This window comes from Bradyrhizobium sp. th-b2 (assembly GCF_000426785.1).
GTDB classification, from domain to species: Bacteria; Pseudomonadota; Alphaproteobacteria; order Rhizobiales; family Xanthobacteraceae; genus Bradyrhizobium; species Bradyrhizobium septentrionale.
Genome location: NZ_AUGA01000041.1, coordinates 52,326 through 73,995 on the forward strand (window position 1 = coordinate 52,326; position 21,670 = coordinate 73,995).

A 21,670-nucleotide genomic window follows, 5' to 3' on the forward strand; every position below is an offset into this window, starting at 1 on the left:
CGCGAGCAGGTCGGCGGCCTGATCGGCGAGGCGGATCGCGCTGTCCGGATCGAGCTTGTCGGCGACGTCGGAGAGGCCCGAGATAAACTGCCAGGCCAGCCGCTGCACCGGACGATCCGATGAGAACGTGGTCGCGGTGAGGCCCTGCGTGCCGGCAAAGCGCCGGTGCAGCATCGCGCGCGGCACCTGGAAGATGGTTTGGGTGAAGTCGTCGTCGAAGCGCAATTCATAGGGCCGCGTGGTGTCGTAGAACGCGACTCGCCCGGCTGGATCACGGTCTCGCGGCCGTCCTGCAGCACGGCGCCGCAGCCGCGCTGGCCGAGCGCGACGAGGACAAAGTCCTCGCTGGCGCGCGCGATCCGCGACGGGGTGCGCAGCACCCGCTGCTGGCCTGACGAGACGACCGAGCATTTCGCCGCGCCGAGTTGCGCGCTGGTGATGGCGCCGTGGAAGGCGCTGCCGAGCTCGGACTTGCAGTCGAGCTGCACGAACACGTCGCAGACGATGTCCCGCCAGAGCGCGAGGCGCCGATGCGTGGGCGCGTTGTCCGTGGTGAACAGGGCCGGCATGATTTCCTCCCTTCACGAGTGCAAACGCTGACCACTCCAACAAAGCAAGCTTCGTACCGGGGACGGCTGGGGAATCGCCTCCGCAGTCGAATTTTCCTTCCGTCCTGGTCGAACGGCATTCCCGGTCCCGGGGCAGCATGATGTCAGAGGCTGATAGGGCCGATCAAGTACGAACCGGCCGGAATGGCCGGCGCGAGGAGGACATCATGGGTATCGAACATCCGAAATATCGCGTTGCGGTGGTGCAGGCAGCACCGGCCTGGCTCGACCTTGACGCCTCCGTTGCGAAGAGCATCGCGCTGATCGAGGAGGCCGCCGCGAAAGGGGCAAAGTTGATCGCGTTCCCCGAGGCCTTCATCCCCGGCTATCCCTGGTACATCTGGCTGGACTCGCCGGCCTGGGCGATCGGGCGCGGGTTTGTGCAGCGCTATTTCGACAATTCGCTGAGCTATGACAGCCCGCAGGCCGAGAAGCTGAGGCTGGCGGTGAAGAAGGCCGGCATGACCGCAGTCCTCGGCCTGTCCGAGCGCGACGGCGGCAGCCTCTACCTCGCACAATGGCTGATCGGACCCGACGGCGAGACCATCGCCAAGCGGCGCAAGCTGCGGCCGACCCATGCCGAGCGCACCGTCTATGGCGAGGGCGACGGCAGCGACCTTGCGGTGCATGACCGCCCCGGCATCGGCCGGCTCGGCGCGCTGTGCTGCTGGGAGCACCTGCAGCCGCTGTCGAAATACGCGATGTACGCCCAGAACGAGCAGGTGCATGTCGCGGCCTGGCCGAGCTTCTCGCTGTACGATCCGTTCGCGCCGGCGCTCGGCTGGGAGGTCAACAACGCGGCCTCGCGCGTTTATGCGGTCGAAGGCTCCTGCTTCGTGCTGGCGCCCTGCGCCACGGTCTCGCAGGCGATGATCGACGAGATGTGCGACCGCGAGGACAAGCACGGGCTGCTGCATGTCGGCGGTGGACACGCGGCGATCTACGGGCCGGACGGCAGCTCGATTGCCGAGAAACTGCCGCCCGATCAGGAAGGCCTGCTGCTCGCCGATATCGATCTCGGCGCGATCGGGATCGCCAAGAACGCCGCCGATCCGGCCGGGCATTATTCGCGCCCCGACGTGACGCGTCTGCTGCTGAACAAGAAGCCCTCGAAGCGGGTCGAACATTTCGCGCTGCCGCTCGACAGTTTTGAGGAGATCGACGCGGCCGCGAGCTGAAGCATCGGGAAATCCAAACGGAGGCGACTGCCATGGAATCCGCGATTCCCACTCATCTGCAAGCAGAACGGTCCCGTCATCGTCGCGTGCCCGACGACTACGCGCCGCCTTATCCATCGTTCGTCGCGCGCCACAAGCCCGCGGTCAAAAGCGTCATCATGGCCTATTTCGGCGTGCAGTTTCGTGGCGAGCCGACCGCCGCAGCGGCCGAGGCGCTGGCGCAAATCGCAAAACGCTTTGCCGGGGACAACGGCCCGACCCATTGGGATCGCGCGCAATATATCGACCAGGCCGGCTTCACCAATGTCGTCTCGGTGGCCTATTGGGACGATGCCGGGCGTTTCGATGCCTGGTTCGACGGCGCGCGCGAGGCTTGGACCGGTGGCGGCGCGGCGGGTGGCGGCGTTGGCCGCTTCATCGAGGTGCTGCGGCCGCATGTTGCGCGCTACGAGACGCTGTTCTCGTCGCTCGGCCGCCCGGAGGGCGTCGCCGTTCTTGCCGACGGCATGAGCGGCGAGGTGCAGGAGCACGCCTATTGGGGCGGCATGCGCGACCGCATTCCGCTGTCGCAAACCGACGCGATGTCGCCGAACGGCGAGCCGCGCGTGATCCGCGACGGCGCGCGCATCCGCGTGGTCGCGCATGACAATCTCTGCCTGATCCGCTCCGGGCAGGACTGGAGCGACACGGAAGCGTCGGAACGCAAGATGTATCTCGACGATGTCGAGCCGGTGCTGCGCGAGGGCATGGATTTCCTGCGCGACGAGGGCGTGCCGATCGGCTGCTACGCCAACCGCTACTTGCGCGTGGTCGACGCCGAGGGGCGGCTGACCGAAAAATCCTACGGCCAGAGCTGGTGGAAGTCGCTGGCGGCGCTGGAGCGCTGGGCGGAATCGCATCCGACCCATGTCAGGATCTTTGGCGCGGCGATGAAGTATCTGTCGACCTTGGGGCCGAGCGCGAAGCTCAGGCTGTATCACGAGGTCACCGTCGCCGCCGCCGACGAGCAGTTCTTCGAATATCTCGGCTGCCACGAACGAACCGGCATGCTGGGCGCGGTGCAACTCGCGGCGGCGCCGTCCGCCTGACGCTGCAGATGCTCGGATAGAGCGAGCGCAGGCCACATCGGAACTGCGTTCCCTCTCCCGCTTGCGGGGGAGGGCTAGGGTGGGGGCTCTCTCCGCCAGTCGTATCGTGGAGAGAGCCCCCGCCCGGATCGCATCTAACGATGCGATCCGACCTTCCCCGCAAGCGGGAGAGGTGCAGCTAGTCTGCCGCAGCACCGATCCGAGCTGACATCGCCGTGGTTAGGGCCGCAGCCGGCCGCCGTGCGCGGTGATGGCCTGCGCCAATTCGACCGCCGGGCCGCGCTTGGTCCGGCGCGCGGTGCGGACCACGAACTCGACGCTGCCAAGCGGCGGCAGGCCTGACGCCGGCATCGCTTCCAATCCGTCGGGGATCAGGCCCTGCGCCTGCGGCGTGATGCCGAGGCCGGCCAGCGCCGCGGCGCGAAGGCCGCTGAGGCTGCCGCTGGAGCAGACGATGCGCCAGGGCCGTCCGAACCGCTCCATCGCTTCCAGCACCACGCTGCGGCTGACGCTCGGCGGCGGGTAGAGGATCAGGGGCAGCGGCTGCTCGGGATCAAGCCGCATGCCGGGCGCGGCGGTCCACACCAGGCGGTCCTGCCACACCAATTGCCCCGCCGCGTCGCCGGGCCGCCGCTTGCCCAGCACGAGATCGAGCTCGCCGGCGTCAAGCTGCTGGTACAGCACGGCGCTCAAGCCCACCGTCAGCTCGAGATCGACCTGCGGATGGCGGCGGACGAAGTCACGCAGCAGATCGGGCAGGCGCGAATTGGCAAAATCCTCCGCGGCGCCGAACCGGACCTTGCCGCGTATTTGCGACCCCGCGAAGTAATCGCGGGCGCGCGCATTGGCCTCGAGGATCGGACGCGCAAAGCCGGTCATCGCCTCGCCGTCGGCGGTGAGGACGACCGAATGCGTGTCGCGCACGAACAGGCGCCGGCCGGCGGCGGCCTCGAGCTTGCGAATGTGCTGGCTCACCGTCGATTGCTTCAGGCCGAGGCGGCGGCCGGCCTCGGTGAAGTTCTGCGTCTGCACCACGGTGAGGAAGGTTTCGAGCTGGGTCGGGTCGAGCATGCCGGCGGTCCGTCATTACATAACGTAATGACAATAACATCGGTAAGAGCGGTTCACAATCGCCCTGCGAAGACGCACTTTCCCATCAAGGAAAGGGAGCCGCCATGACCATCACCCGCCTGCGCTCATTCGTGCCCGTCGACCCCTACATCGCCGCCATCGTCGGCATGGTTGGCCTCGCCACGCTGCTGCCGCTGCACGGGCAGGGCACCGTGATCGGCGGCTATGCCACCGATGCTGCGATCGCGCTGCTGTTCTTCCTCCACGGCGCCCGCCTGTCGACGTCGGAGGCGCTGGTGGGCGCCCGGCACTGGCGCCTGCACCTCGTGATCTTCCTCTCGACCTTCGCGCTGTTCCCGCTGCTCGGGCTCACAGCGCATGCGCTGGCGCCGCATCTACTGACGCCGGCGCTGTGGGCGGGCGTGATCCTGATCTGCATCCTGCCGTCGACCGTGCAGTCGTCGGTCGCCTTCACCTCGATCGCACATGGCAATGTGTCGGCGGCGCTGTGCTCGGCGACCGCCTCCAATCTGCTCGGCATCGTCGCGACGCCGCTGCTGGCGGGCGTGCTGCTCTCGAGCCATGGCGGGTTCTCGGGCAATGCCGCGCTCGACATCGTGGTGCAGCTGCTGCTGCCGTTCGTGGCGGGGCAATTGTCGCGGCCGCTGATCGGCCGCTGGGTCGAGCGGCATCATGCGATGCTCGGCCTGGTCGACCGCGGCTCGATCCTCCTGATCGTCTACACCGCGTTCAGCGACGGCGTCAGCCACGGCATCTGGCACCAGGTCAATGCGACCCAGATGGCCATCGTGCTCGGCCTCGATGCACTGCTGCTCGCAACCGTGCTGCTGATCACCCATTTCGGCAGCCAGCTGCTCGGCTTCTCCCGCGCCGACCGGATCGCCATCATGTTCTGCGGCTCGAAGAAGAGCCTCGCAAGCGGACTGCCGATGGCGAGCGTGCTGTTGGCCAGCCAGTCGGTCGGGCTGATCGTGCTGCCGCTGATGCTGTTCCACCAGATCCAGCTGATGACCTGCGCGGCGCTGGCGCGGCGTTATGCGGGCAACGAGCAAGGGACGTCACATGATGTCGTCCCGGTGCGCGCGTAGGCATTTTGCCTTCGCGTGTCGTCCCCCGGCTTGACCGGGGGACCCAGTACGCCGCGGCTTCTCCGTCACTGACCAGTGTCTCTGGAATACTGGATCGCCCGGTCGAGCCGGGCGATGACACTGTCAGCTTGGCAAGCGATGGCCTTCGACGCTCAGCTTTGTGCTACGCGACGCGCAGGCCTTTCGCGATCTCCTTCTGCGCGTCGAACTCGCGGCGCAGGCGCGCCAGCTCCTCGGCGCTCAGTGCGTCGGCGTTGCTGTAGTCGCGCTTCCACGAAGCGTCCTCGCTCCAGTGCAGCGGCGATTGCACGGTGGTCTGCGGACCGGGAGCCTGCTCCAGCACGCGCAGCGCAAGCTCCATCGTGAACGCCTGCGAGGCCTCGTCATGCGGCTTGCCGGCGGAGTTGCCGAGTGGGAAATCCGAGAACAGGAAGCGCGGCACCGCGGCGTGCTCGACGATATCCTTGGCGCAGCCCATCACGACGGTCGGGATACCGTTCGCTTCGAGATGCCGCGCGACCAGGCTGACGGTCTGGTGGCAGACCGGGCAGTTCGGCACCAACACCGCGACGTCGACCTTGTCGTCACGGCAGCGTTTGAGGATTTCGGGCGCGTCGGTCTCGATGGTCACGCGGTGGCTGCGATTGGTCGGCGCCCCGAAGAAGCGCGGAGCGACTTCGCCGATCTTGCCGGCCGCGGCGAGCCGCTTGAGCTGCGCCAGCGGGAACCAGGTGCCGCTGTCGGTCGCCGCGGTGTGGGTGCGGTCATAGGCGACGTGCGAAATCCGCAAATCGTGTGGCTGCGACGTGTCGCCGTCATAGACCGAATAGAATTTTGCCCCGCCATTGTATTTTGCGCCGGGACCCTGGTCGCCCCTGATGGGATCGAACGGTGCCGCCGTTGTGATGATGGCGACGCGGGACTGGCTCAGCGGTTTGTTCAGGGGTTGGAACGGGGCGGAGGTGTAATGCGCCCAGCGGTAGGGGGTGGTGTAGCCGATCGCCGCGTAATAATCGCGGGTTCGCTTCATGTAGCCGATCGGGGCGTCGTCGTCGGGGGCAAAGCCTGTTTGATCGTCGGAGGCTGCGGCCATTTTGCGCTCCCTTTTGCGCGCCATCATTTCGGTCCATAGCTAGACCACGAGACTGCGGTGTCAAGCCGCGTTGCGCGGGAACAGATTTGCGATGCGAACGGGTCTTTGCGCCGCATTGGTCATGCTTCTGACGCTGCTGCCGCCGGTCGGCGCCGGCGCGGAGGACGCGCCTGCCGCAGCCCCGGCGACGCCGCCAGGCCCCGAGCAGCCCGCATCGCCGCCGGCGGACAAGCCGGCCACGCCTGCCGAGACTCCCGCGGCTCTGCCAGCGGAGCAGCCTGCGACGCCTCCGGGGACGCAGGCCGACAAACCTGCGGCACCTCCAGCGGACACGCCCGCGGCCGACAAGCCCGCAGATGACGCGCGCGAGAGCGACACCCGCGAGGCGATGTGCCTGATGATCGAGTCGGCGGCGCGGGCCAACGATTTGCCGCTCGAATTCTTCGCCCGCGTGATCTGGCAGGAGAGCCGCTTCCAGGCCGATGCGGTGGGGCCCGTCACCCGCAACGGCCAGCGCGCGCAGGGCATCGCGCAGTTCATGCCGGGCACCGCCAACGAGCGCGGACTGCTCGATCCGCTCGATCCGGTACAGGCGCTGCCGAAGTCGGCCGAATTCCTGAGCGAGCTGCGCAACCAGTTCGGCAATCTCGGCCTTGCGGCGGCCGCCTACAATGCCGGCCCGCGCCGGATCCAGGACTGGCTCGCCGGCTCGGGCTACATGCCGCAGGAGACGCGCAACTATGTCTCCGCGATCACCGGCTCCAGCGTCGACGATTGGGCCGCCGCCGGCCGCAGCGGCAAGATGCCGGCGCGCGCGCCGACCACGAGCTGCCGCCAGCTGATGGCGCTGTTGAAGCGCGCGCCCAATCCGTTCGTGGCCGGGCTCGAGCAGCACGTCACGCTGTCGGCCGCCAAGCTGTGGGGCGTGCAGCTCGCCGCCGGCTTCAGCCGCGACAAGGCACTTGCGATGTATGCCCGGGCCATCAAGCGGCTGTCGAGCGTGATCGGCGATCAGGATCCGAGCCTCTTGAGCTCGCGGCTGCGGACCCGTGGCAGCGCCACCTTCTACCAGGTGCGCATCGGCGCCGATACGCGCCCCGAGGCCGACGGCCTCTGCAGCCGCATCCGCAAGGCGGGCGGCGCGTGCTTCGTGCTGAAGAACAGGGCGTGATGTCTAAGTCCCGTAGCCCGGACGAAGCGAAATCCGGATATCTCGAATTGCGCTTCGCATCATCGTCATTCCGGGGCACGCGAAGCGTGAACCTCAGGTGCGCAATTGCGCACCGGGGAATCTCGAGATTCCGGGTTCGATGCTGGCGCATCGCCCCGGAATGACGGACAGAGGTTATCCGGGCTACTGCATACCGGATCTGTGCAGCCATTCGCTTGACCGCTTGAGCATCGCGCCCTAAGCCGCCGCCATTGCAAAACCATCCGGTATCCCGTGGCGCTTCCTCCGCTCGATTCTCCGCAATGGCAGACCTCGTTCCGCGCTTTCCTGTGGGGCGCGCGGTCGATCGGCGCGACGGTGCTGACCCTGGTGCTGTTTGCGACCTATCTCGGCATCGGCGCGCTGGCGCATGATTCCGGTTTCTCGCTGGGCTGGACCCTGGCGAGCACGGCGTTCGTCTGGGCGGGGCCCGCGCAGATCATCGTGATCACGACGCTCGGCTCCGGCGCCACCGTGCTGCAGTCGGCGATCGCGGTCACCGTCAGCGCGATCAGGCTGTTTCCGATGGTGGTGTCGGTGCTGCCGATGATGCGCACCGAGGACACCAAGCGGCGGCATCTGATCCTGGTGGCGCATCTGACGGCGGTGACGCTGTGGGTCGAGTGCTTCCGCTTCCTGCCGCAGGTGCCGCGTATCAGGCGGATCGCCTTCATCCACGGGCTCGGCTGCGGGCTGGTGACCGTTTGCCTGATCGCCAACACGATCGGCTACACGCTCGCCGCCAACCTCACGCCGCTATTGGCCGCCGGCATGCTGATGCTGACGCCGCTCGCCTTCCTGTTCTCGACCGCGCGCAACTGCCGCGAGCTCGCCGACGTCATCGCGCTGGTGCTCGGGCTGTTGCTGTTCCCGCTGGCGGCGATGTTGAACAGCGGCGTCGACATCCTGGTCAGCGGCGTCGTCGCAGGCACCATCGCCTATGGCGTGCACCGGGCGAGGGCAGGCAGCGTGAGGGCGCGCGCATGACGGGCTTCATCGGCGACTGGCACGCGCTGGCGATCCTGTTCGTTGCCGGCGTCATCCCCAACCAGATCTGGCGCATGCTCGGCCTGTGGTTCGGCGGCGGCATCGACGAGAATTCCGAGCTGCTGGTCTGGGTGAGGGCAGTCGCCACCGCGATCCTTGCCGGGATCATCGCGCAGATCGTGGTGCAGCCGCCGGGCGCGCTCGCCAGCGTTCCGGACTGGCTGCGCTACGGCGCCGTCGCAGCGGGCTTTGCGGTGTTCATGCTGACGAGAAAATCGATCTTCGCCGGCGTGATCGCGGGTGAAATCGTGATGCTGGCGGGCAAATACTGGCTCGGCTGATTGCGGCGCACGCATTATCCGCTACTCTCGTCCCCAACAACAACAACGGGGGAAACGGCATGCAGCGGCGCGCATCATCGGCATTCATGGTTGCTCTGGCCGCCGTGCTGGTGGCGGCGCTGCCGGCGCCTGCCGCCGATTATCCGGCGCGTCCGATCAAGTTGGTGGTGCCTTATGCCGCGGGCGGACCGACCGACGTGCTCGGCCGTATCGTCGGTGAGTATCTCGGGCGCGATCTCAAGCAGGTGGTCGTGGTCGAGAACAAGGCCGGCGCGCAGGGCGCGATCGGCGCCGAAGCCGTGGCGCGCTCCGATCCCGACGGCTACACGCTGTTCGTGACGGCAGCCTCGATCTTCGTGCTCAATCCGCTGCTTTACAAAAAGCTGCCTTACGAACCGACCAGGGATTTTCGGCTGCTGGCGGTGATCACCGACGCGCCGATGATCATGGAGGTGCATCCCTCGGTGCCGGCAACGACGATCGCCGAGTTCGTCGCCTACGCCAAAAAGAATCCCGGAAAGCTCAATTTCGGATCGGCCGGCACCGGCGGCACGGTTCATCTCGCCGGCGAGATGTTCAAGCAGATGGCTGGCGTCGAGATGACCCACGTGCCCTACAAGGGCGCCGGGCCGGCGCTGACCGATCTGCTGTCCGGCAATATCCAGCTGATGTTCGACACGCTCGGCACCGCGCTGCCGCCGGTCAAATCCGGCATGCTGCACGCGCTCGGCGTTAGCTCGACCGAGCGGATCTCCGACTTGCCCGATCTGCCCACGATTGCCGAGAGCGGCTATCCCGATTATGCGGTCAGCGTCTGGTATGGTATCGCAGCGCCGTCGAAAGTGCCTGACGAGATCGCCGACAAGATCAAGGCCAGCCTCGACCGGGCCTTGAACGACGAGGCGTTTCGCGCTTCGCTGGTCAAGATCGGTTTCCCGCCGCTGCGCCCGAAGAGCCAGGCCGAGATCGACAAATACGTAGGTGCGGATCGCGCGCGATGGGCGGGCGTGGTCAAGGCGCTGAACATATCGTTGGACTGACACATGGTACGTGAAATGGAATTGCGCCAGGGCGAGGTCGCCGTCGACATGCCGGCGGCGCGCGATGCCGGCCTGGTCTTCATCGGCCGTATCCGCACGCCCTGGACCTCGCGGCTGGCGACGCCGCGGCAGGGGCGGCATGACGGCCCGGTGTGCCGGCTGGAGATCTTTGAGCCCTGGGTTGCCGCGATCAAGGGCGTCGATTTCTACAGCAATCTCGAAGTGCTGTACTGGCTGCACCAGTCGCGCCGCGACATCGTGCTGCAAAGCCCGAAGAACAACGGCAACACCCGCGGCACCTTCTCGCTGCGCTCACCGGTGCGGCCGAACCCGATCGGCACCTCGATCGTCAAGCTGGTCGGCGTCGAGGGCAACGTCATCCTGGTGCGCGGGCTCGACTGCCTCGACGAGACGCCCCTGATCGACGTCAAGCCCGACCGCTGCGAGTTCACCCCGCTCGCCCCGCCGCAGCCGGGGGATTTCGAGACGGAGTGAATTGACGTTCATAGCTCTCTCTTTGAGAGATCTTGCTTGGTGGCATCAGTTGGGCACGCGCTCTTGCGTTTGCGATGTCGGCTGCTCGGTGATCGCTTGCGGATACCGGTCCAGGTGCGGGCCGGCCTTGTCGGAAGAGAACTCGCGCGCCCTGGTCTCCGGCGCGAGATAAACCCAGATGAGCGCGGGGCATGCAATCGCGGCTGCATAGAAAGCGACCGACAAGTTTGCTCCGGTTTTTTCCAGCAACACGGTTCCGACGATCGGGGCGATGGAGCCACCCAGGACAGAGGCGAGCTGATAGCTCGTGGACAGACCGGTGTAGCGAACCGACGTTGGGAACAGTTCCGACAGGTACGCACCCATCGCACCGAGAATGACCCCATGGGAAGCAAGGCATAGAGCAACGCCGACCTGAAGCTGGACGTAGCTGCTCCCGGGAGCGAGGGTGAACAGGCCAAAGCCAGATGCGATGCTGCTGACGAGGCCCACGAGAATGATCGGGCGCCGTCCAACTTTGTCGGAAAGCTGCGCCGCTAGCAGGATCACGAACACTTCTAGCGCCGAGCCCCAGAGCAAGGCATTGAGAGCTTGACCTCGCGAGAAGCCCAGGAATTTGGTCGCCATCAGCAGGAGAAAGGTCGAGAAGAGATACAGCAGCGTATTTTCCGCTGCCTTGACGCAGAACGTCTGAGCCATCTCCCTGAAGTGATGAGTGAACGCCTCACGCAGCGGCGCATGCGCCACCTTGTCCGGGCGAGCGGCCAACTGGAGAAACGCTGAAGACTCTTCCACCTGTCTGCGCGTCCAGAATCCCAGAAGCACTAGCAACCCCGACAGGAAGAACGGAATTCGCCAGGCCCACGCGACGAAGGCGTCGTTGCCGTAGATCAGCTGAACAGTGCCAATAGCGCTCGCTGCGATGACATTGGCCGCCGGACCGGCCAACATTGTGAAACTGGTCCAGAAGGCGCGCTGTGCGGCAGGCATCGTTTCCGCAACGATGAGGATTGCACCCGTCGCTTCGCCGCCGACCGCGACACCCTGCACGATGCGAAGCGCGACCAAAAGCATAGGTGCGGCCACGCCGATGCTCGCGTACGTCGGCAGCAGACCGATCACGAAAGTGCCCGCGCCCATGGCGATCAGGCTGGCAACGAGCAGGCGCTTGCGCCCGATGCGATCACCTACAACGCCAAACACAATGCCGCCCAGCGGACGGGCAATAAAGCCGACGGCGAATGTGCCGAGCGCCAGCAGGGTGGCCAGGAATGGATCACTTGCCGCAAAAAACTGTTTGTCGAAAACCAGGACGGAGCATGCGGCGAAGATAAAGAAATCGTACCACTCGAGCGTGGTTCCGACGGCGCTCGCGAACATCAGATTTATTTTCTTTCTTCTCTCTAACACCTGGACCTCCCTTGACGGCCTGCGCGAGACCTAATTTCCACTGCCGCTCAAACGATCGACCGAATACGGGCCGCCTCCCTTGACGAGGAAGGCCAGTGCGAGCGCCAACAGGATCAGCGAATATTCAAAGCCGGTAGCCAAGCGGCTCCAGGCGATCGCCCAACTTGCTGAGCGAGCGAAACAACGAGCTGACGTTCCGCAGAGCTGTCATCGATCCCCCCCTTGACGGGTGTGGAGAGCCCCAGTTCGTGCGGCTGAGGTCAGCGGTTCGGCCGGTGCATCCGGCGAACCTTTCGGCAGCTCTTACCTCTGTTCGAAAAGATGGATAAGCTGGCCTGATCGAAACATATTGTTCGGAAAAATGGACAATCAAATGAGCCTCGACGAACTTATCGTTTTCGCCAGGGTGGTCGAAGCCAAGAGCTTCACTGCGGCCGGCGAGAAGCTGGGCCTTCCCAAATCGACTGTGAGCCAAAAGATCGCCCGCTTGGAGAAACGCCTCGGCGTGCAGCTCCTGGCTCGATCCACGCGCCAGGTGAGGCCAACCGATCTAGGCGTGAGTTATTATGAACGCTGCGTCAGAGCGATAGCTGAGATCGAGGATGCCGAACTTGCGCTGAGACGCGCGCACCAGGCACCGCGGGGGCTCATTCGCATGACGGCTCCCGTCGAGTTTTCTGTGAATTTCTTGGGCCCGCTGATCGGCGAATTCGTCGGTCAATATCCGGAGGTACAGGTGCAGGTCGATGCAACGTCTCGCCTCGTCGACCTCGTCGAGGAGGGCGTCGACATAGCAATTCGAGTGAACCTCGTTGGGAGCCCCTCGCTCATTGCACGCAAGGTACTGGCGATGCATCGAGGATTGTACGCCAGCCCAGGTTACCTGAAAAATAGGGGAAAGCCGAAACAGCCTACCGACCTACGCCGGCATTCCTGCCTGTGGTTCCCGACTGGGGGCCGGATACCCGAGTGGACCCTTGTGAGCGCGACCGGCAAGCGCAATGTGCCGATTAGTGGATCCATCGCAGCCAACAACTACAGCCTGCTGCGTGACGCCGCGATCGCTGGCGCAGGCATCGCGCTGCTTCCGAGCTACATATGCCGGGATGCGGTGAGCGACAAGCGCCTCGTGCCGGTTCTTGCTGCGTGGAGACCCGAAGATGTCCCGCTTTACCTGTTCCATCCGACGCGGCGATATCTCTCAAGCGCAATCCAAAGCTTTATGGACTTCATCGCAAGCCGACTTGCTTCTCGCCAGAACCAGTTAAGCTTTGGGTGATCACCAGCCTCAGTGATCAACCTTGTGGGATGGGCCAACGAATGACGACGAGGGCGTCACTTCAACGCCGCGATCAACTTGGCCGCATTCGCCTCCAGCACCTTGCCGTCTTCCTTGTGGCTCGCAGGCGGCAGCAGCGCGATGCCGTCCTTGCGCGGCATCACGTGCATGTGCAGGTGGAAAACCACCTGGCCGCCGGCGGGCTCGTTGAACTGCTGCACCGTGATGCCGTCGGCTTCGAACGCCTTCATCGCAGCGGCGGCGATCTTGTGGCCGGCACGCGCGACATGGGCGTAGTCGTCAGCCTTGATGTCGAGGATGTTGCGGGCAGGGGCCTTCGGGATCACCAGCGTGTGGCCGGGCGAGCGCGGCATGATGTCGAGGAAGGCAAGCACGTGCTCGTCTTCATAGACCTTGTAACAGGGGAATTCGCCGCGCAGGATTTTTGCGAAGGGATTGTTGTTGTCATAGGCGGCGGGCATGGCGGCGGCTCCCTGGATTTTGCAGGTCTAAATCTGCAAGTCTAATGTCTCGGTCGCGATCCAAACGTCAAGCGTCGTCGTCGGCAGTCTTCCGGAACGGACCGGCCTCGGCCAGCTCGCGTCCGACTTCGGCGACATAGTCGCGCTCGCGCTTGAGGTAATCGGCGATCGCTTTGCGCAGTCCGGGATCGGCGATGTAGTGCGCCGAATGGGTGATCTGCGGCAGGTAGCCGCGCGCCAGCTTGTGCTCGCCCTGCGCGCCGGCCTCGACCACCTTGAGCCCGCGCTGAATCGCGAAGTCGATCGCCTGATAATAGCAGACCTCGAAATGCAGGAATGGGTGGTGCTCGACCGCACCCCAGTTACGGCCGAACAGCGTGTCCGAGCCGATGAAGTTGATGGCGCCCGCGATCCAGCGGCCGTTGCGCTTGGCCATGACAAGCAGCACGTCCCGGCTCATGCTCTCGCCGATCAGCGAGAAGAATTGTCGGGTCAGGTACGGCCGGCCCCATTTGCGCGAGCCGGTCTCCATGTAGAATTCGAAGAACGCGTCCCAAGCGTCCTCGGTGATGTCGGAGCCGGTCAGCCAGTGGATGGTGATCCCGGCGGCGACCGCCTCGCGGCGTTCGCGCTTGATCCCCTTGCGGTGGCGCGAGTTCAGCGAGCCGAGGAAATCGTCGAAGGTCTTGTAGCCCGCATTGTACCAGTGGAACTGCTGGTCGGTCCGCTGCAGGAAGCCATGCGCGCCCAAGAATTTTGCCTCATCCTCACGGGCAAATGTCACATGCACCGACGAGGCCTCGGTGGCGTTGCAGAGCGCCCGCAGGCCCCGCGCCAGCGCTGAGCCAATTGCCTCGCGGTCGACGCCGTCACGGATCAGAAGCCGCGGCCCGGTCGCTGGCGTGAAGGGGACGGAGACCTGCAGCTTCGGGTAATAGCTGCCGCCGGCGCGGTGATAGGCCTCGGCCCAGCCGCGGTCGAACACGTATTCGCCCTGCGAGTGCGATTTCAGATAGCAGGGCACGACACCGACGATCCGGCCATCGAGCTTTGCCACCAGGTGCCGCGGCCCCCAGCCGGTCCGCGGGCAGGCCGAATGGGAGGCTTCGGCGGCTGCGAAAAAAGCGTGGGAAACGAACGGGTTATAGCTTGAACTTGCGGTCGCCTGGCAATTGCCTGCGGAGCCGGGCGAGGCCAGCGTGTCGAGGTGATGGATGCTGTCCGCATCCGGCTTCGGATTGGCGCAGGCGTCCCATTCGGCGGGTGGAATGCCGCCGATGTCAGCTACAGCCTCTAGGGTGATTTCAGAAGACGCCATCGAGAATGAAGACCGGTGCCTCGTTCGAGCATGATCTTTCCGGAACAGCTGGCTCCACTTCCGGATCATGCTCCGCATTCCGCCATCGCCGATGACGACCAACGCTTGACCAACGCCTTACCAGCCCTTGCCAAGATCGTGCATCGCAGCGACGACTTCAAGGCTGCAAGGGGACATGTCAGGTTCCCGGTGTAAACCCCTCGAAAATGATCTGGTCGGCGTAGCGCGCGGCGCGTTCGCGCTGTTCCGCCGTCCGCACGGTCCAGGCCAGCAGCGAGCAGCCGAACACCTTGCGGGCGATCCAGGGCGCCGGCGCCGGTAGCTGGTCGACCCAGAAGGCGACGAAATGCGGCTCGGTTTTGAAGCCGTGGCGCAGATAGAGCATGCTGTCGCGCTGCGCCGGCGTCAGCTTGGTCCAGGAACTGTCGTCATAGGTGCGCTGGGCGGTAATGCCGCGTGGCAGGGCCGGCATGATCTCGCGCAGCGCCAGCACCTGGTCGGGATCGAACGACATCCCGACCACCGGGCCGGAATAGGACGACAGCACCTCGGCCATCCGAGCTACCAGCTTGCGGTCGCCGTCGAAATGGCTCTTCACCTCGACCACCAGCGGAACGCGGCCTGCGACCAGCGCGCAGAGATCGCCGAGCGTCATCATCTGCTCGGAGGTATTCTTGAACTTCACCGCCTTCAGCTCGGCTGCGGTCTTGGTCGACAGCAGGCCCGAGCCCTCGGTGAGGCGGCCGAGCGCATCGTCGTGATGCACCATCGCCTCGCCGTCGGAGGTAAGCTGGATATCGCACTCGATAGCGAAATTGCCTGCGACCGCGGCGGTGGCCGCGGCCGGCATGTTCTCGATGATGCCGCGTGCGGCATCGTGCAGGCCGCGATGGGCGACCGGCCGCTTTGTCAGCCAATCAGGGGCACGCATCGGTCAGGAGACTTCGAACACGCCTTCGACTTCGACCGCGGCATCCGCCGGCAGCGAGGCTACGCCGACGGTGGTGCGGGCGTGACGGCCCTTGTCGCCGAACGCCGCAACCATCAGGTCGGAGGCGCCGTTCAGGACCTTCGGTCCGTCGAAGAAGTCCGGTGCGGAGTTGATGAAGCCGCCGAGCCGCACCACGCGCACGACCTTGTCGAGGTCGCCGAGCGCGGCCTTGATCTGCGCCAGCAGATTGATCGCGCAGCCGCGCGCCGCCTCGGTGCCTTGCTCGATCGTGACGCCGGCGCCGAGCTTGCCCTTGGCTATCAGCTTGCCTTCGGCGTTGAAGCAGACCTGGCCCGAGACGAACAGCAGGTTTCCGCTGCGGACGAAGGGCACATAGTTCGCGACCGGGGAGGTCGGCTCGGGAAGTGTGATGCCCTGTGACGCCAGTTTCTGTTCGACGGTACCCGCCATTTTTGATCCCCAAATTGGATTTGCACGAAGCCTGAAACGCGGTCAGGGCCGGGTTTGTTTCGCGCATCGTGCCGCCGGTTGCAAGCGACGGTACGGCAGCAATAACGTTGCTGTTGGGTGTGGAATCGCACGGAAAGCGGTCGAAATTGACGGCATTTTCACCGCGCACATTGCCATTTTGTAAAATTTGCCCCAGTTGCGGCGCAATACCACCGTCACTATTGTGGCGAATCCCTGCCTCCCTGAGGAGAAATCATGATCCTGCCGTTTCGGAAGCCGTCGCGTGCCCTGGTGCTGTCGATTGCCGTTGCCGCAGGGTCCGGTCTGGTTCAGGGGCCGGCCGCCGCTGCGGCCAGCGGGCCGTTTCTCGCGCATCAGGCGCTGTACGATTTGAGCCTGGTGAAGTCGCGCGGCTCCAATTCGGTCAGCGATGCGCGCGGGCGCATCCTCTACAATTTCTCCGGCAGCTCCTGCGAGGGCTACACCTCCGAATTCCGCCAGGTGTCGGAGCTCGACAGCGGCGAGGGCAAGGTGACGCTCTCTGATCTGCGCTCCTCGTCCTGGGAGGATGCGGCGGGCAAAAGCTACCGCTTCAAGATCGACACGCGGATGAACGACAGCGAACCGGCGCCGGTGGACGGCATCGCCGAGCGGGTGGGCGATCATATCACCGTGAAGCTGACCCAGCCGGTGAAGAAGACGTTCAATATCGACGGCAAGGTCCTGTTCCCGACCGAGCAGATCCAGCACATCATCGTCGCCGCCCGCGACGGCAAATCGGTGCTCGAACAGACCGTCTATGACGGCTCCGACAATGGCGAGAAGGTCTACAACACGCTGACCGTGATCGGCCGGCCGATCGCAGGCGACCGCACGCCGTCGTCGCCCGATCCGTCGACGGCGAGCGATGCGATGAAAACGATGACGCGCTGGCCGGTGACGGTCAGCTATTACGACAGCGACGCACGGGCCAAGGACGGCGAGCAGACCCCGGTCTACGCGATGTCGTTCGAACTCTACGAGAACGGTGTCTCCCGCGCGCTGGTGCTGGATTACAACGATTTCGTGATCTCGGGCGCGCTGGACAAGTTCGACGTTAGGGATTCCAAGCCTTGCAAGTGATGGCTGGCTAGCGCCACCCATTTGGCGTCGTCCCGGGCAAGCCAACGGGTCGGCGCGAAGCGCCGCCCGATGACAGGCTCCGCGCGACCCGGGACTAACCACAGGGTTGAGTTGTTGAAGGGGGCTGTGGCCCCAACGTCGCGCAGCAATCACCTTCGGTGGTTATGGGTCCCGGCTTTCGCCGGGACGACCGCGGAGCAAGCCTGAGCACTCCGAGACCGCTCTGGCCGGAACCGTCCGACGCGAGTACGCTTCCCAAAACACGCGTGTCAGGGAGGCACATCATGAGCAAGCGCGACCATCTTCGGCCCAGCGGCCTTCATCACAATCCGGCTTACACCCACGTCGTCGTCGCGTCGGGCGCGCGCACGATCTACATCTCGGGACAGGTGTCCGTGGACGAGGAGGGCCGGGTGGTTGGCGCCGGCGATCTCGCCGCGCAGACGACGCAGGTGATGCAAAATCTCGGCATGGCGCTGAAGGCCGCCGGAGCCAGCTACGGCAACATCGTCAAGATCACGACCTACGTGGTCGGCTACAAGCCGGAGCTCCGCCCGATCATCGGCAAGGCGCGCTCGGCGTTCTTCGAAGGCATGGAGCCGCCGGCCAGTACGCTCGTCGGCGTCAGCGCGCTCGCGGCTCCGGAATGGCTGATCGAGATCGAGGCGGTCGCGGTCGCGGATTGATACCGATCGTCATGCGCGGGCTTGACCCGCGCATCCATCGCTCTTCAAAGAATCATTCTGGATGGATGGCCGGGCATAGGCGAGCGGAAGCGACGCCGTCCTTCGGACGGCTATGCCCGGCCATGACGACTGGAGACTACTCCTCCGCCGGCTTTGCCGGCCCCTCATACGCAATGCCCCTGATCACGGCGGCGTTGCCGAACTTCTTGCGCAGATTGTCGATGGCGCGTTCGGCGTGCGCCGAGCGGCGGTCGAGCATGTCGGAATCGTTGGCCTGCGAGCCCGGGCGCAGCGCGCTGACGCCGGTGCCCATCAGGCGGAAGGCGGTGCCGTCGATCTCCTTCACCAGCATCTCGCGCGAGACCGCGAAGATCTTGGCGGCGAGCTGGGTCGGGGTCTGGATCGATTGCGAGCGGGTGCGTTGACGGAAGTCCGCGGTCTTCAGCTTCAGCGTGATGGTGCAGCCGGAAAGCTCAGAAGTCTTCAGCCGCGCCGAGACCTTTTCGGACAGCTTCCAGAGCAGCCGTTCGAGCGTTGCGAAGTCGCGGATGTCGGTCTCGAAGGTGGTCTCGCTCGAAATGGTCTTGGCGCCGCGGTCGGGCACCACGCTGCGGTCGTCAATGCCGCGCGCCAGCCGCCACAGCCTGCGGCCTTCGCTGGCGAACTGCTTCATCAGCTCGTTCTCGTCGGCGCGCTGCAAATCGGCGATGTTGCGGAAGCCGCGCTGCACCAGCTTCTCCTGCGTCGCAGGGCCAACGCCGTAGATGAAGCCGACCGGTTTGCTTGCGAGCATCTCGCGCGCCTCGTCTTGGTCGAGCGTGGCGAAGCCCCTGGGCTTGTCGAGGTCGGAGGCGATCTTGGCGAGGAACTTGTTGCAGGACAGCCCGACCGAGACGGTGATGCCGATGTCGCGCTCGACATCGCGGGCGAATTTGGCGAGCACCTTGGCCGGGATCATGCCGTGGACGCGCTGCGTGCCGGCGAGATCGAGGAAGGCCTCGTCGATCGACAGCGGCTCGACCAGCGGCGTCAGCGCCTGCATGGCATGGCGCACCTCGCGCCCGACCCGGACATATTTCGCCATGTCGGGTGGGATCACGGTCGCGTCGGGGCACAGTTCCAGCGCCTTGAACATCGGCATCGCCGAGCGGACACCGTAGGTGCGGGCGATGTAGCAGGCGGCCGACACCACGCCGCGCTTGCCGCCGCCGATGATGACGGGGCGGTCGGCGATATCGGGATTGTCGCGCTTCTCGACGGTGGCATAGAACGCGTCGCAGTCGATATGCGCGAGCGTCAGCGCGGGCAGGGTGCGATGCCGCACCAGCCGCGGCGACCCGCACTGGCTGCAGCGCTTCACCTTGATATCGAGATCGCCGAGGCAGTCTCGGCAGAAACTGAGGGGGCCGTCGTGAGCTGCCGGTGCCGTCGTCACGGCACGTCGCGCTCCCATTGCGGGTCGCCCAGCACCTGACGGGCGGCAGCGATGTTGGTCGGGTGCAGCTCGGAGGCCTTCGCGAACGCCGTCACGGTGGCGTCGTCGCGCATCACAAAATCGAGCACGCTCGCGAGAAATTGAGGGTCGGATGCGGCGTTCCGCAGCGTCTCTGGACCGATTCCAGTCTCGGCCAGAAACAGACCCAGCCGCTCAGGATCGCCGGCAATAAAACCGAGCGCCTGAATCGCAACGATTTCAGCAACTTCCCGGGGGTTGTGAACAGGCTTTTTCAACGCGCCGGTTTGCCTTTCCGTTAACTTATGGTCTCTATTGAGAGGCCCATCATGCCCGAGTCTTCCGCAGGTGTTCAAGCAACGGAAACCTCACCGCGGACGTTTGGACTACGGGATTAACGGGTTAGACCGATTCTGGCGCTAGTTTGAATTCACTTTTTCGACGCGCCCCAAGCGCGGTGCGTGAGGTGCCGCAGCGGGGCCTGTCTCCTGGGTTTGGGAGGGACGGGATGGCCAAAACCGTCCTGATCGTGGAGGACAACGAGCTCAACATGAAGCTCTTTCGCGATCTGTTGGAAGCGCACGGCTATCAGACTTCGGGCACCAGCAATGGCTTCGAAGCGCTCGATCTCGTCCGCAAGCTGCGCCCCGACCTGATCCTGATGGATATTCAGCTGCCGCAGGTTTCCGGCCTCGAGGTCACGCGCTGGATCAAGGACGATCCCGATCTGCGCGCGATTCCGGTGGTCGCGGTCACCGCCTTCGCAATGAAGGGCGACGAAGAACGCATCCGCGAGGGCGGCTGCGAAGCCTATTTGTCCAAGCCGATCTCGGTCGGCAAATTTATTGAGACTGTCCGACGCTTTATCGGATAGGGGAGTTGTGGTGCCATGTCCGCGCGTATCCTCGTCGTCGATGACGTTCCGGCGAACGTCAAGCTGTTGGAAGCCCGCCTGTCAGCCGAATACTTCGATGTGCTGACTGCTTCCAACGGGACGGAGGCGCTGGAAATCTGCACCCGCGCCGAATGCGACATCATCCTGCTCGACGTCATGATGCCGGACATGGATGGCTTCGAGGTCTGCCGCCGGTTGAAGTCGAACCCTGCGACCCATTTCATTCCCGTTGTCATCGTCACCGCGCTCGACAGTCCTGCCGACCGCGTGCGCGGGCTTGAAGCCGGCGCCGATGATTTCCTGACCAAGCCGGTGTCCGACGTCGTGCTGATCGCGCGCGTGCGCTCGCTGACGCGGCTGAAGATGATGACCGACGAGCTGCGCATGCGCGCCATCACCTCGCTCGAGATCGGCATGCAGGCGCCCGAGCGCAGCGCGATCGCCGACCGGGGCACCGGCGGCCGCATCCTCCTGGTCGACGACCGGCCGTCATCCTACGAGAAGCTGGCGCCGATCCTGTCTGCCGAGCACACCGTCGATGTCGAAATCAATCCGGCGGACGCGCTGTTCCACGCCGCCGAGGGCAATTACGACCTGCTGATCGTGTCGCTCAGCCTCGACAATTATGACGGTCTGCGGCTGTGCAGCCAGGCCCGCTCGCTGGAGCGCACCCGCCAGGTGCCGATCCTCGCCATTTCGGATGCCGACAACAACGCGCGGCTGATGCGCGGGCTCGAGATCGGCGTCAACGACTATCTGCTGCGCCCCGTCGACAAGAACGAACTGCTGGCGCGCGCGCGCACCCAGATCCGCCGCCGCCGCTACACCGATCATTTGCGCGATAATGTGCAGAACTCGATCGAGATGGCGATCACCGATGCGCTGACCGGCCTCAATAACCGCCGCTACATGGAGAGCCACCTCGCGACGCTCGCGGAGCAGGCCTCGGTTCGCGGCAAGCCGCTGGCGCTGATGATCCTCGACATCGACTACTTCAAGGCGATCAACGACACCTACGGCCACGACGCCGGTGACGACGTGCTGCGCGAATTCGCCGTCCGGATTCGCAAGTCGATCCGCGGCATCGATCTCGCCTGCCGCTATGGCGGCGAGGAGTTCGTGATCGTGATGCCGGAGACCGACCTGCACGTCGCCGGCATGGTCGCCGAGCGGCTGCGCCGCTCGATCGCAGGCGAGCCCTTTTCCGTCGAAAAGGGCGGCAAGCGGATCACGGTCACAATCTCGATCGGGCTCACCACGCTGGAGCGCAAGGGCGAGCAGGTCACCGACGTGCTCAAGCGAGCTGACACCGCGCTCTACCGCGCCAAGCACGACGGCCGCAACCGCGTGGTTTCTGCGGCGGCATAACGTCCGCGTTTCACACCGTCATATCCATCGTCATA

General features: G+C 65.0%; 22 protein-coding genes and 1 pseudogene. 13 read left to right on the forward strand and 10 right to left on the reverse strand.

Features of this window, described 5'->3' with window-relative positions:
- Nucleotides 1-57: 57 nt before the first annotated feature.
- Nucleotides 58-569: pseudogene (locus K359_RS66315) on the reverse strand (AraC family transcriptional regulator); the annotation flags it as partial.
- Nucleotides 570-775: 206 nt separating this feature from the next.
- Here K359_RS66315 and K359_RS0133870 point away from each other — a divergent pair.
- Entirely contained in the window at nt 776-1,786 is a 1,011-nt protein-coding gene (locus K359_RS0133870; RefSeq protein WP_029083290.1) for a carbon-nitrogen hydrolase family protein, read from the forward strand.
- A 32-nt stretch (nt 1,787-1,818) separates the two neighbouring features.
- Nucleotides 1,819-2,874 carry a phenylacetaldoxime dehydratase family protein gene (locus tag K359_RS0133875; protein ID WP_029083291.1) on the forward strand — a complete coding sequence of 352 codons (1,056 nt, stop codon included), beginning with the start codon at nt 1,819-1,821 and terminating at the stop codon, nt 2,872-2,874.
- A 219-nt stretch (nt 2,875-3,093) separates the two neighbouring features.
- Here K359_RS0133875 and K359_RS0133880 read toward each other — a convergent pair whose 3' ends face one another.
- Entirely contained in the window at nt 3,094-3,945 is an 852-nt protein-coding gene (locus K359_RS0133880; protein ID WP_029083292.1) for a LysR family transcriptional regulator, read from the reverse strand.
- Nucleotides 3,946-4,049: 104 nt separating this feature from the next.
- Between K359_RS0133880 and K359_RS0133885 the strand changes: the two genes are divergently transcribed.
- A complete protein-coding gene (locus K359_RS0133885) occupies nt 4,050-5,054 on the forward strand; it encodes a bile acid:sodium symporter family protein (protein WP_035977593.1) in 1,005 nt (334 codons plus the stop codon).
- Between the two features lie 163 nt (nt 5,055-5,217).
- Here the strand turns inward: K359_RS0133885 and K359_RS0133890 are convergent, their stop codons facing one another.
- Nucleotides 5,218-6,147: a glycine/sarcosine/betaine reductase selenoprotein B family protein gene (locus K359_RS0133890; RefSeq protein ID WP_029083294.1), complete on the reverse strand. Its 930-nt coding sequence runs from the start codon at nt 6,145-6,147 to the stop codon at nt 5,218-5,220.
- A gap of 121 nt (nt 6,148-6,268) precedes the next feature.
- Here K359_RS0133890 and K359_RS0133895 point away from each other — a divergent pair, with 121 nt between their 5' ends.
- From K359_RS0133895 to tsaA, 5 genes are all read left to right on the forward strand, one after another.
- On the forward strand, nt 6,269-7,318 hold the full coding sequence (locus K359_RS0133895) for a lytic transglycosylase domain-containing protein (protein ID WP_029083295.1): 1,050 nt from the start codon (nt 6,269-6,271) through the stop codon (nt 7,316-7,318).
- A gap of 273 nt (nt 7,319-7,591) precedes the next feature.
- Nucleotides 7,592-8,344: an AzlC family ABC transporter permease gene (locus K359_RS0133900; protein ID WP_029083296.1), complete on the forward strand. Its 753-nt coding sequence runs from the start codon at nt 7,592-7,594 to the stop codon at nt 8,342-8,344.
- Nucleotides 8,341-8,685 carry an AzlD domain-containing protein gene (locus tag K359_RS0133905; RefSeq protein WP_029083297.1) on the forward strand — a complete coding sequence of 115 codons (345 nt, stop codon included), beginning with the start codon at nt 8,341-8,343 and terminating at the stop codon, nt 8,683-8,685. The genes K359_RS0133900 and K359_RS0133905 overlap by 4 nt, the downstream gene beginning before the upstream one ends.
- Nucleotides 8,686-8,744: 59 nt before the next feature.
- Entirely contained in the window at nt 8,745-9,725 is a 981-nt protein-coding gene (locus K359_RS0133910) for a tripartite tricarboxylate transporter substrate binding protein (protein ID WP_029083298.1), read from the forward strand.
- A gap of 3 nt (nt 9,726-9,728) precedes the next feature.
- Nucleotides 9,729-10,220 (forward strand): tRNA (N6-threonylcarbamoyladenosine(37)-N6)-methyltransferase TrmO, encoded by a 492-nt coding sequence (gene tsaA / locus K359_RS0133915; protein WP_029083299.1) that lies wholly within the window; start codon nt 9,729-9,731, stop codon nt 10,218-10,220.
- Nucleotides 10,221-10,265: 45 nt separating this feature from the next.
- Here the strand turns inward: tsaA and K359_RS53740 are convergent, their stop codons facing one another.
- A complete protein-coding gene (locus K359_RS53740; protein ID WP_063618974.1) occupies nt 10,266-11,600 on the reverse strand; it encodes an MFS transporter in 1,335 nt (444 codons plus the stop codon).
- A gap of 403 nt (nt 11,601-12,003) precedes the next feature.
- Between K359_RS53740 and K359_RS53745 the strand changes: the two genes are divergently transcribed.
- Nucleotides 12,004-12,909 (forward strand): LysR family transcriptional regulator, encoded by a 906-nt coding sequence (locus K359_RS53745; RefSeq protein WP_035977608.1) that lies wholly within the window; start codon nt 12,004-12,006, stop codon nt 12,907-12,909.
- A gap of 56 nt (nt 12,910-12,965) precedes the next feature.
- Here K359_RS53745 and K359_RS0133935 read toward each other — a convergent pair whose 3' ends face one another.
- From K359_RS0133935 to K359_RS0133955, 4 genes are all read right to left on the reverse strand, one after another.
- Nucleotides 12,966-13,391, reverse strand: coding sequence for an HIT family protein (locus K359_RS0133935; protein ID WP_029083300.1), 426 nt, complete (start codon nt 13,389-13,391; stop codon nt 12,966-12,968).
- A gap of 67 nt (nt 13,392-13,458) precedes the next feature.
- Entirely contained in the window at nt 13,459-14,709 is a 1,251-nt protein-coding gene (locus K359_RS0133940) for a GNAT family N-acetyltransferase (RefSeq protein WP_029083301.1), read from the reverse strand.
- 178 nt (nt 14,710-14,887) lie between these two features.
- Complete coding sequence (locus K359_RS0133950; RefSeq protein ID WP_029083302.1) at nt 14,888-15,640, reverse strand: glycerophosphodiester phosphodiesterase; 753 nt, start codon at nt 15,638-15,640, stop codon at nt 14,888-14,890.
- Between the two features lie 3 nt (nt 15,641-15,643).
- Nucleotides 15,644-16,111 carry a RidA family protein gene (locus K359_RS0133955; RefSeq protein WP_029083303.1) on the reverse strand — a complete coding sequence of 156 codons (468 nt, stop codon included), beginning with the start codon at nt 16,109-16,111 and terminating at the stop codon, nt 15,644-15,646.
- Nucleotides 16,112-16,366: 255 nt separating this feature from the next.
- Here K359_RS0133955 and K359_RS0133960 point away from each other — a divergent pair, with 255 nt between their 5' ends.
- Together K359_RS0133960 and K359_RS0133965 are read left to right on the forward strand one after the other, a co-directional pair.
- Nucleotides 16,367-17,233 carry a cell envelope integrity EipB family protein gene (locus K359_RS0133960; RefSeq protein ID WP_029083304.1) on the forward strand — a complete coding sequence of 289 codons (867 nt, stop codon included), beginning with the start codon at nt 16,367-16,369 and terminating at the stop codon, nt 17,231-17,233.
- Nucleotides 17,234-17,517: 284 nt separating this feature from the next.
- On the forward strand, nt 17,518-17,919 hold the full coding sequence (locus tag K359_RS0133965; protein WP_029083305.1) for a RidA family protein: 402 nt from the start codon (nt 17,518-17,520) through the stop codon (nt 17,917-17,919).
- 136 nt (nt 17,920-18,055) lie between these two features.
- Here K359_RS0133965 and K359_RS0133970 read toward each other — a convergent pair whose 3' ends face one another.
- Both K359_RS0133970 and K359_RS0133975 read right to left on the reverse strand, forming a co-directional pair.
- Nucleotides 18,056-19,372: a DNA polymerase IV gene (locus tag K359_RS0133970; RefSeq protein ID WP_156928793.1), complete on the reverse strand. Its 1,317-nt coding sequence runs from the start codon at nt 19,370-19,372 to the stop codon at nt 18,056-18,058.
- Nucleotides 19,351-19,650: a DUF3572 domain-containing protein gene (locus tag K359_RS0133975; protein WP_029083307.1), complete on the reverse strand. Its 300-nt coding sequence runs from the start codon at nt 19,648-19,650 to the stop codon at nt 19,351-19,353. The genes K359_RS0133970 and K359_RS0133975 overlap by 22 nt, the downstream gene beginning before the upstream one ends.
- Nucleotides 19,651-19,880: 230 nt before the next feature.
- Here K359_RS0133975 and K359_RS0133980 point away from each other — a divergent pair, with 230 nt between their 5' ends.
- Both K359_RS0133980 and K359_RS0133985 read left to right on the forward strand, forming a co-directional pair.
- On the forward strand, nt 19,881-20,246 hold the full coding sequence (locus tag K359_RS0133980) for a response regulator (RefSeq protein WP_028336390.1): 366 nt from the start codon (nt 19,881-19,883) through the stop codon (nt 20,244-20,246).
- Nucleotides 20,247-20,261: 15 nt separating this feature from the next.
- Complete coding sequence (locus K359_RS0133985) at nt 20,262-21,635, forward strand: PleD family two-component system response regulator (RefSeq protein WP_029083308.1); 1,374 nt, start codon at nt 20,262-20,264, stop codon at nt 21,633-21,635.
- Nucleotides 21,636-21,670 lie beyond the last annotated feature (35 nt).

Bases quoted from the DNA above. Each gene is read 5' to 3' on its own strand.
- K359_RS0133870 (WP_029083290.1), top strand. From the start codon at position 776: ATGGGTATCGAACATCCGAAATATCGCGTTGCGGTGGTGCAGGCAGCA.
- K359_RS0133875 (WP_029083291.1), top strand. From the start codon at position 1,819: ATGGAATCCGCGATTCCCACTCATCTGCAAGCAGAACGGTCCCGTCAT.
- K359_RS0133880 (WP_029083292.1), bottom strand. From the start codon at position 3,945: ATGCTCGACCCGACCCAGCTCGAAACCTTCCTCACCGTGGTGCAGACG.
- K359_RS0133885 (WP_035977593.1), top strand. From the start codon at position 4,050: ATGACCATCACCCGCCTGCGCTCATTCGTGCCCGTCGACCCCTACATC.
- K359_RS0133890 (WP_029083294.1), bottom strand. From the start codon at position 6,147: ATGGCCGCAGCCTCCGACGATCAAACAGGCTTTGCCCCCGACGACGAC.
- K359_RS0133895 (WP_029083295.1), top strand. From the start codon at position 6,269: ATGCTTCTGACGCTGCTGCCGCCGGTCGGCGCCGGCGCGGAGGACGCG.
- K359_RS0133905 (WP_029083297.1), top strand. From the start codon at position 8,341: ATGACGGGCTTCATCGGCGACTGGCACGCGCTGGCGATCCTGTTCGTT.
- K359_RS0133910 (WP_029083298.1), top strand. From the start codon at position 8,745: ATGCAGCGGCGCGCATCATCGGCATTCATGGTTGCTCTGGCCGCCGTG.
- tsaA (WP_029083299.1), top strand. From the start codon at position 9,729: ATGGTACGTGAAATGGAATTGCGCCAGGGCGAGGTCGCCGTCGACATG.
- K359_RS53740 (WP_063618974.1), bottom strand. From the start codon at position 11,600: ATGTTCGCGAGCGCCGTCGGAACCACGCTCGAGTGGTACGATTTCTTT.
- K359_RS53745 (WP_035977608.1), top strand. From the start codon at position 12,004: ATGAGCCTCGACGAACTTATCGTTTTCGCCAGGGTGGTCGAAGCCAAG.
- K359_RS0133935 (WP_029083300.1), bottom strand. From the start codon at position 13,391: ATGCCCGCCGCCTATGACAACAACAATCCCTTCGCAAAAATCCTGCGC.
- K359_RS0133940 (WP_029083301.1), bottom strand. From the start codon at position 14,709: ATGGCGTCTTCTGAAATCACCCTAGAGGCTGTAGCTGACATCGGCGGC.
- K359_RS0133950 (WP_029083302.1), bottom strand. From the start codon at position 15,640: ATGCGTGCCCCTGATTGGCTGACAAAGCGGCCGGTCGCCCATCGCGGC.
- K359_RS0133955 (WP_029083303.1), bottom strand. From the start codon at position 16,111: ATGGCGGGTACCGTCGAACAGAAACTGGCGTCACAGGGCATCACACTT.
- K359_RS0133960 (WP_029083304.1), top strand. From the start codon at position 16,367: ATGATCCTGCCGTTTCGGAAGCCGTCGCGTGCCCTGGTGCTGTCGATT.
- K359_RS0133965 (WP_029083305.1), top strand. From the start codon at position 17,518: ATGAGCAAGCGCGACCATCTTCGGCCCAGCGGCCTTCATCACAATCCG.
- K359_RS0133970 (WP_156928793.1), bottom strand. From the start codon at position 19,372: ATGGGAGCGCGACGTGCCGTGACGACGGCACCGGCAGCTCACGACGGC.
- K359_RS0133980 (WP_028336390.1), top strand. From the start codon at position 19,881: ATGGCCAAAACCGTCCTGATCGTGGAGGACAACGAGCTCAACATGAAG.
- K359_RS0133985 (WP_029083308.1), top strand. From the start codon at position 20,262: ATGTCCGCGCGTATCCTCGTCGTCGATGACGTTCCGGCGAACGTCAAG.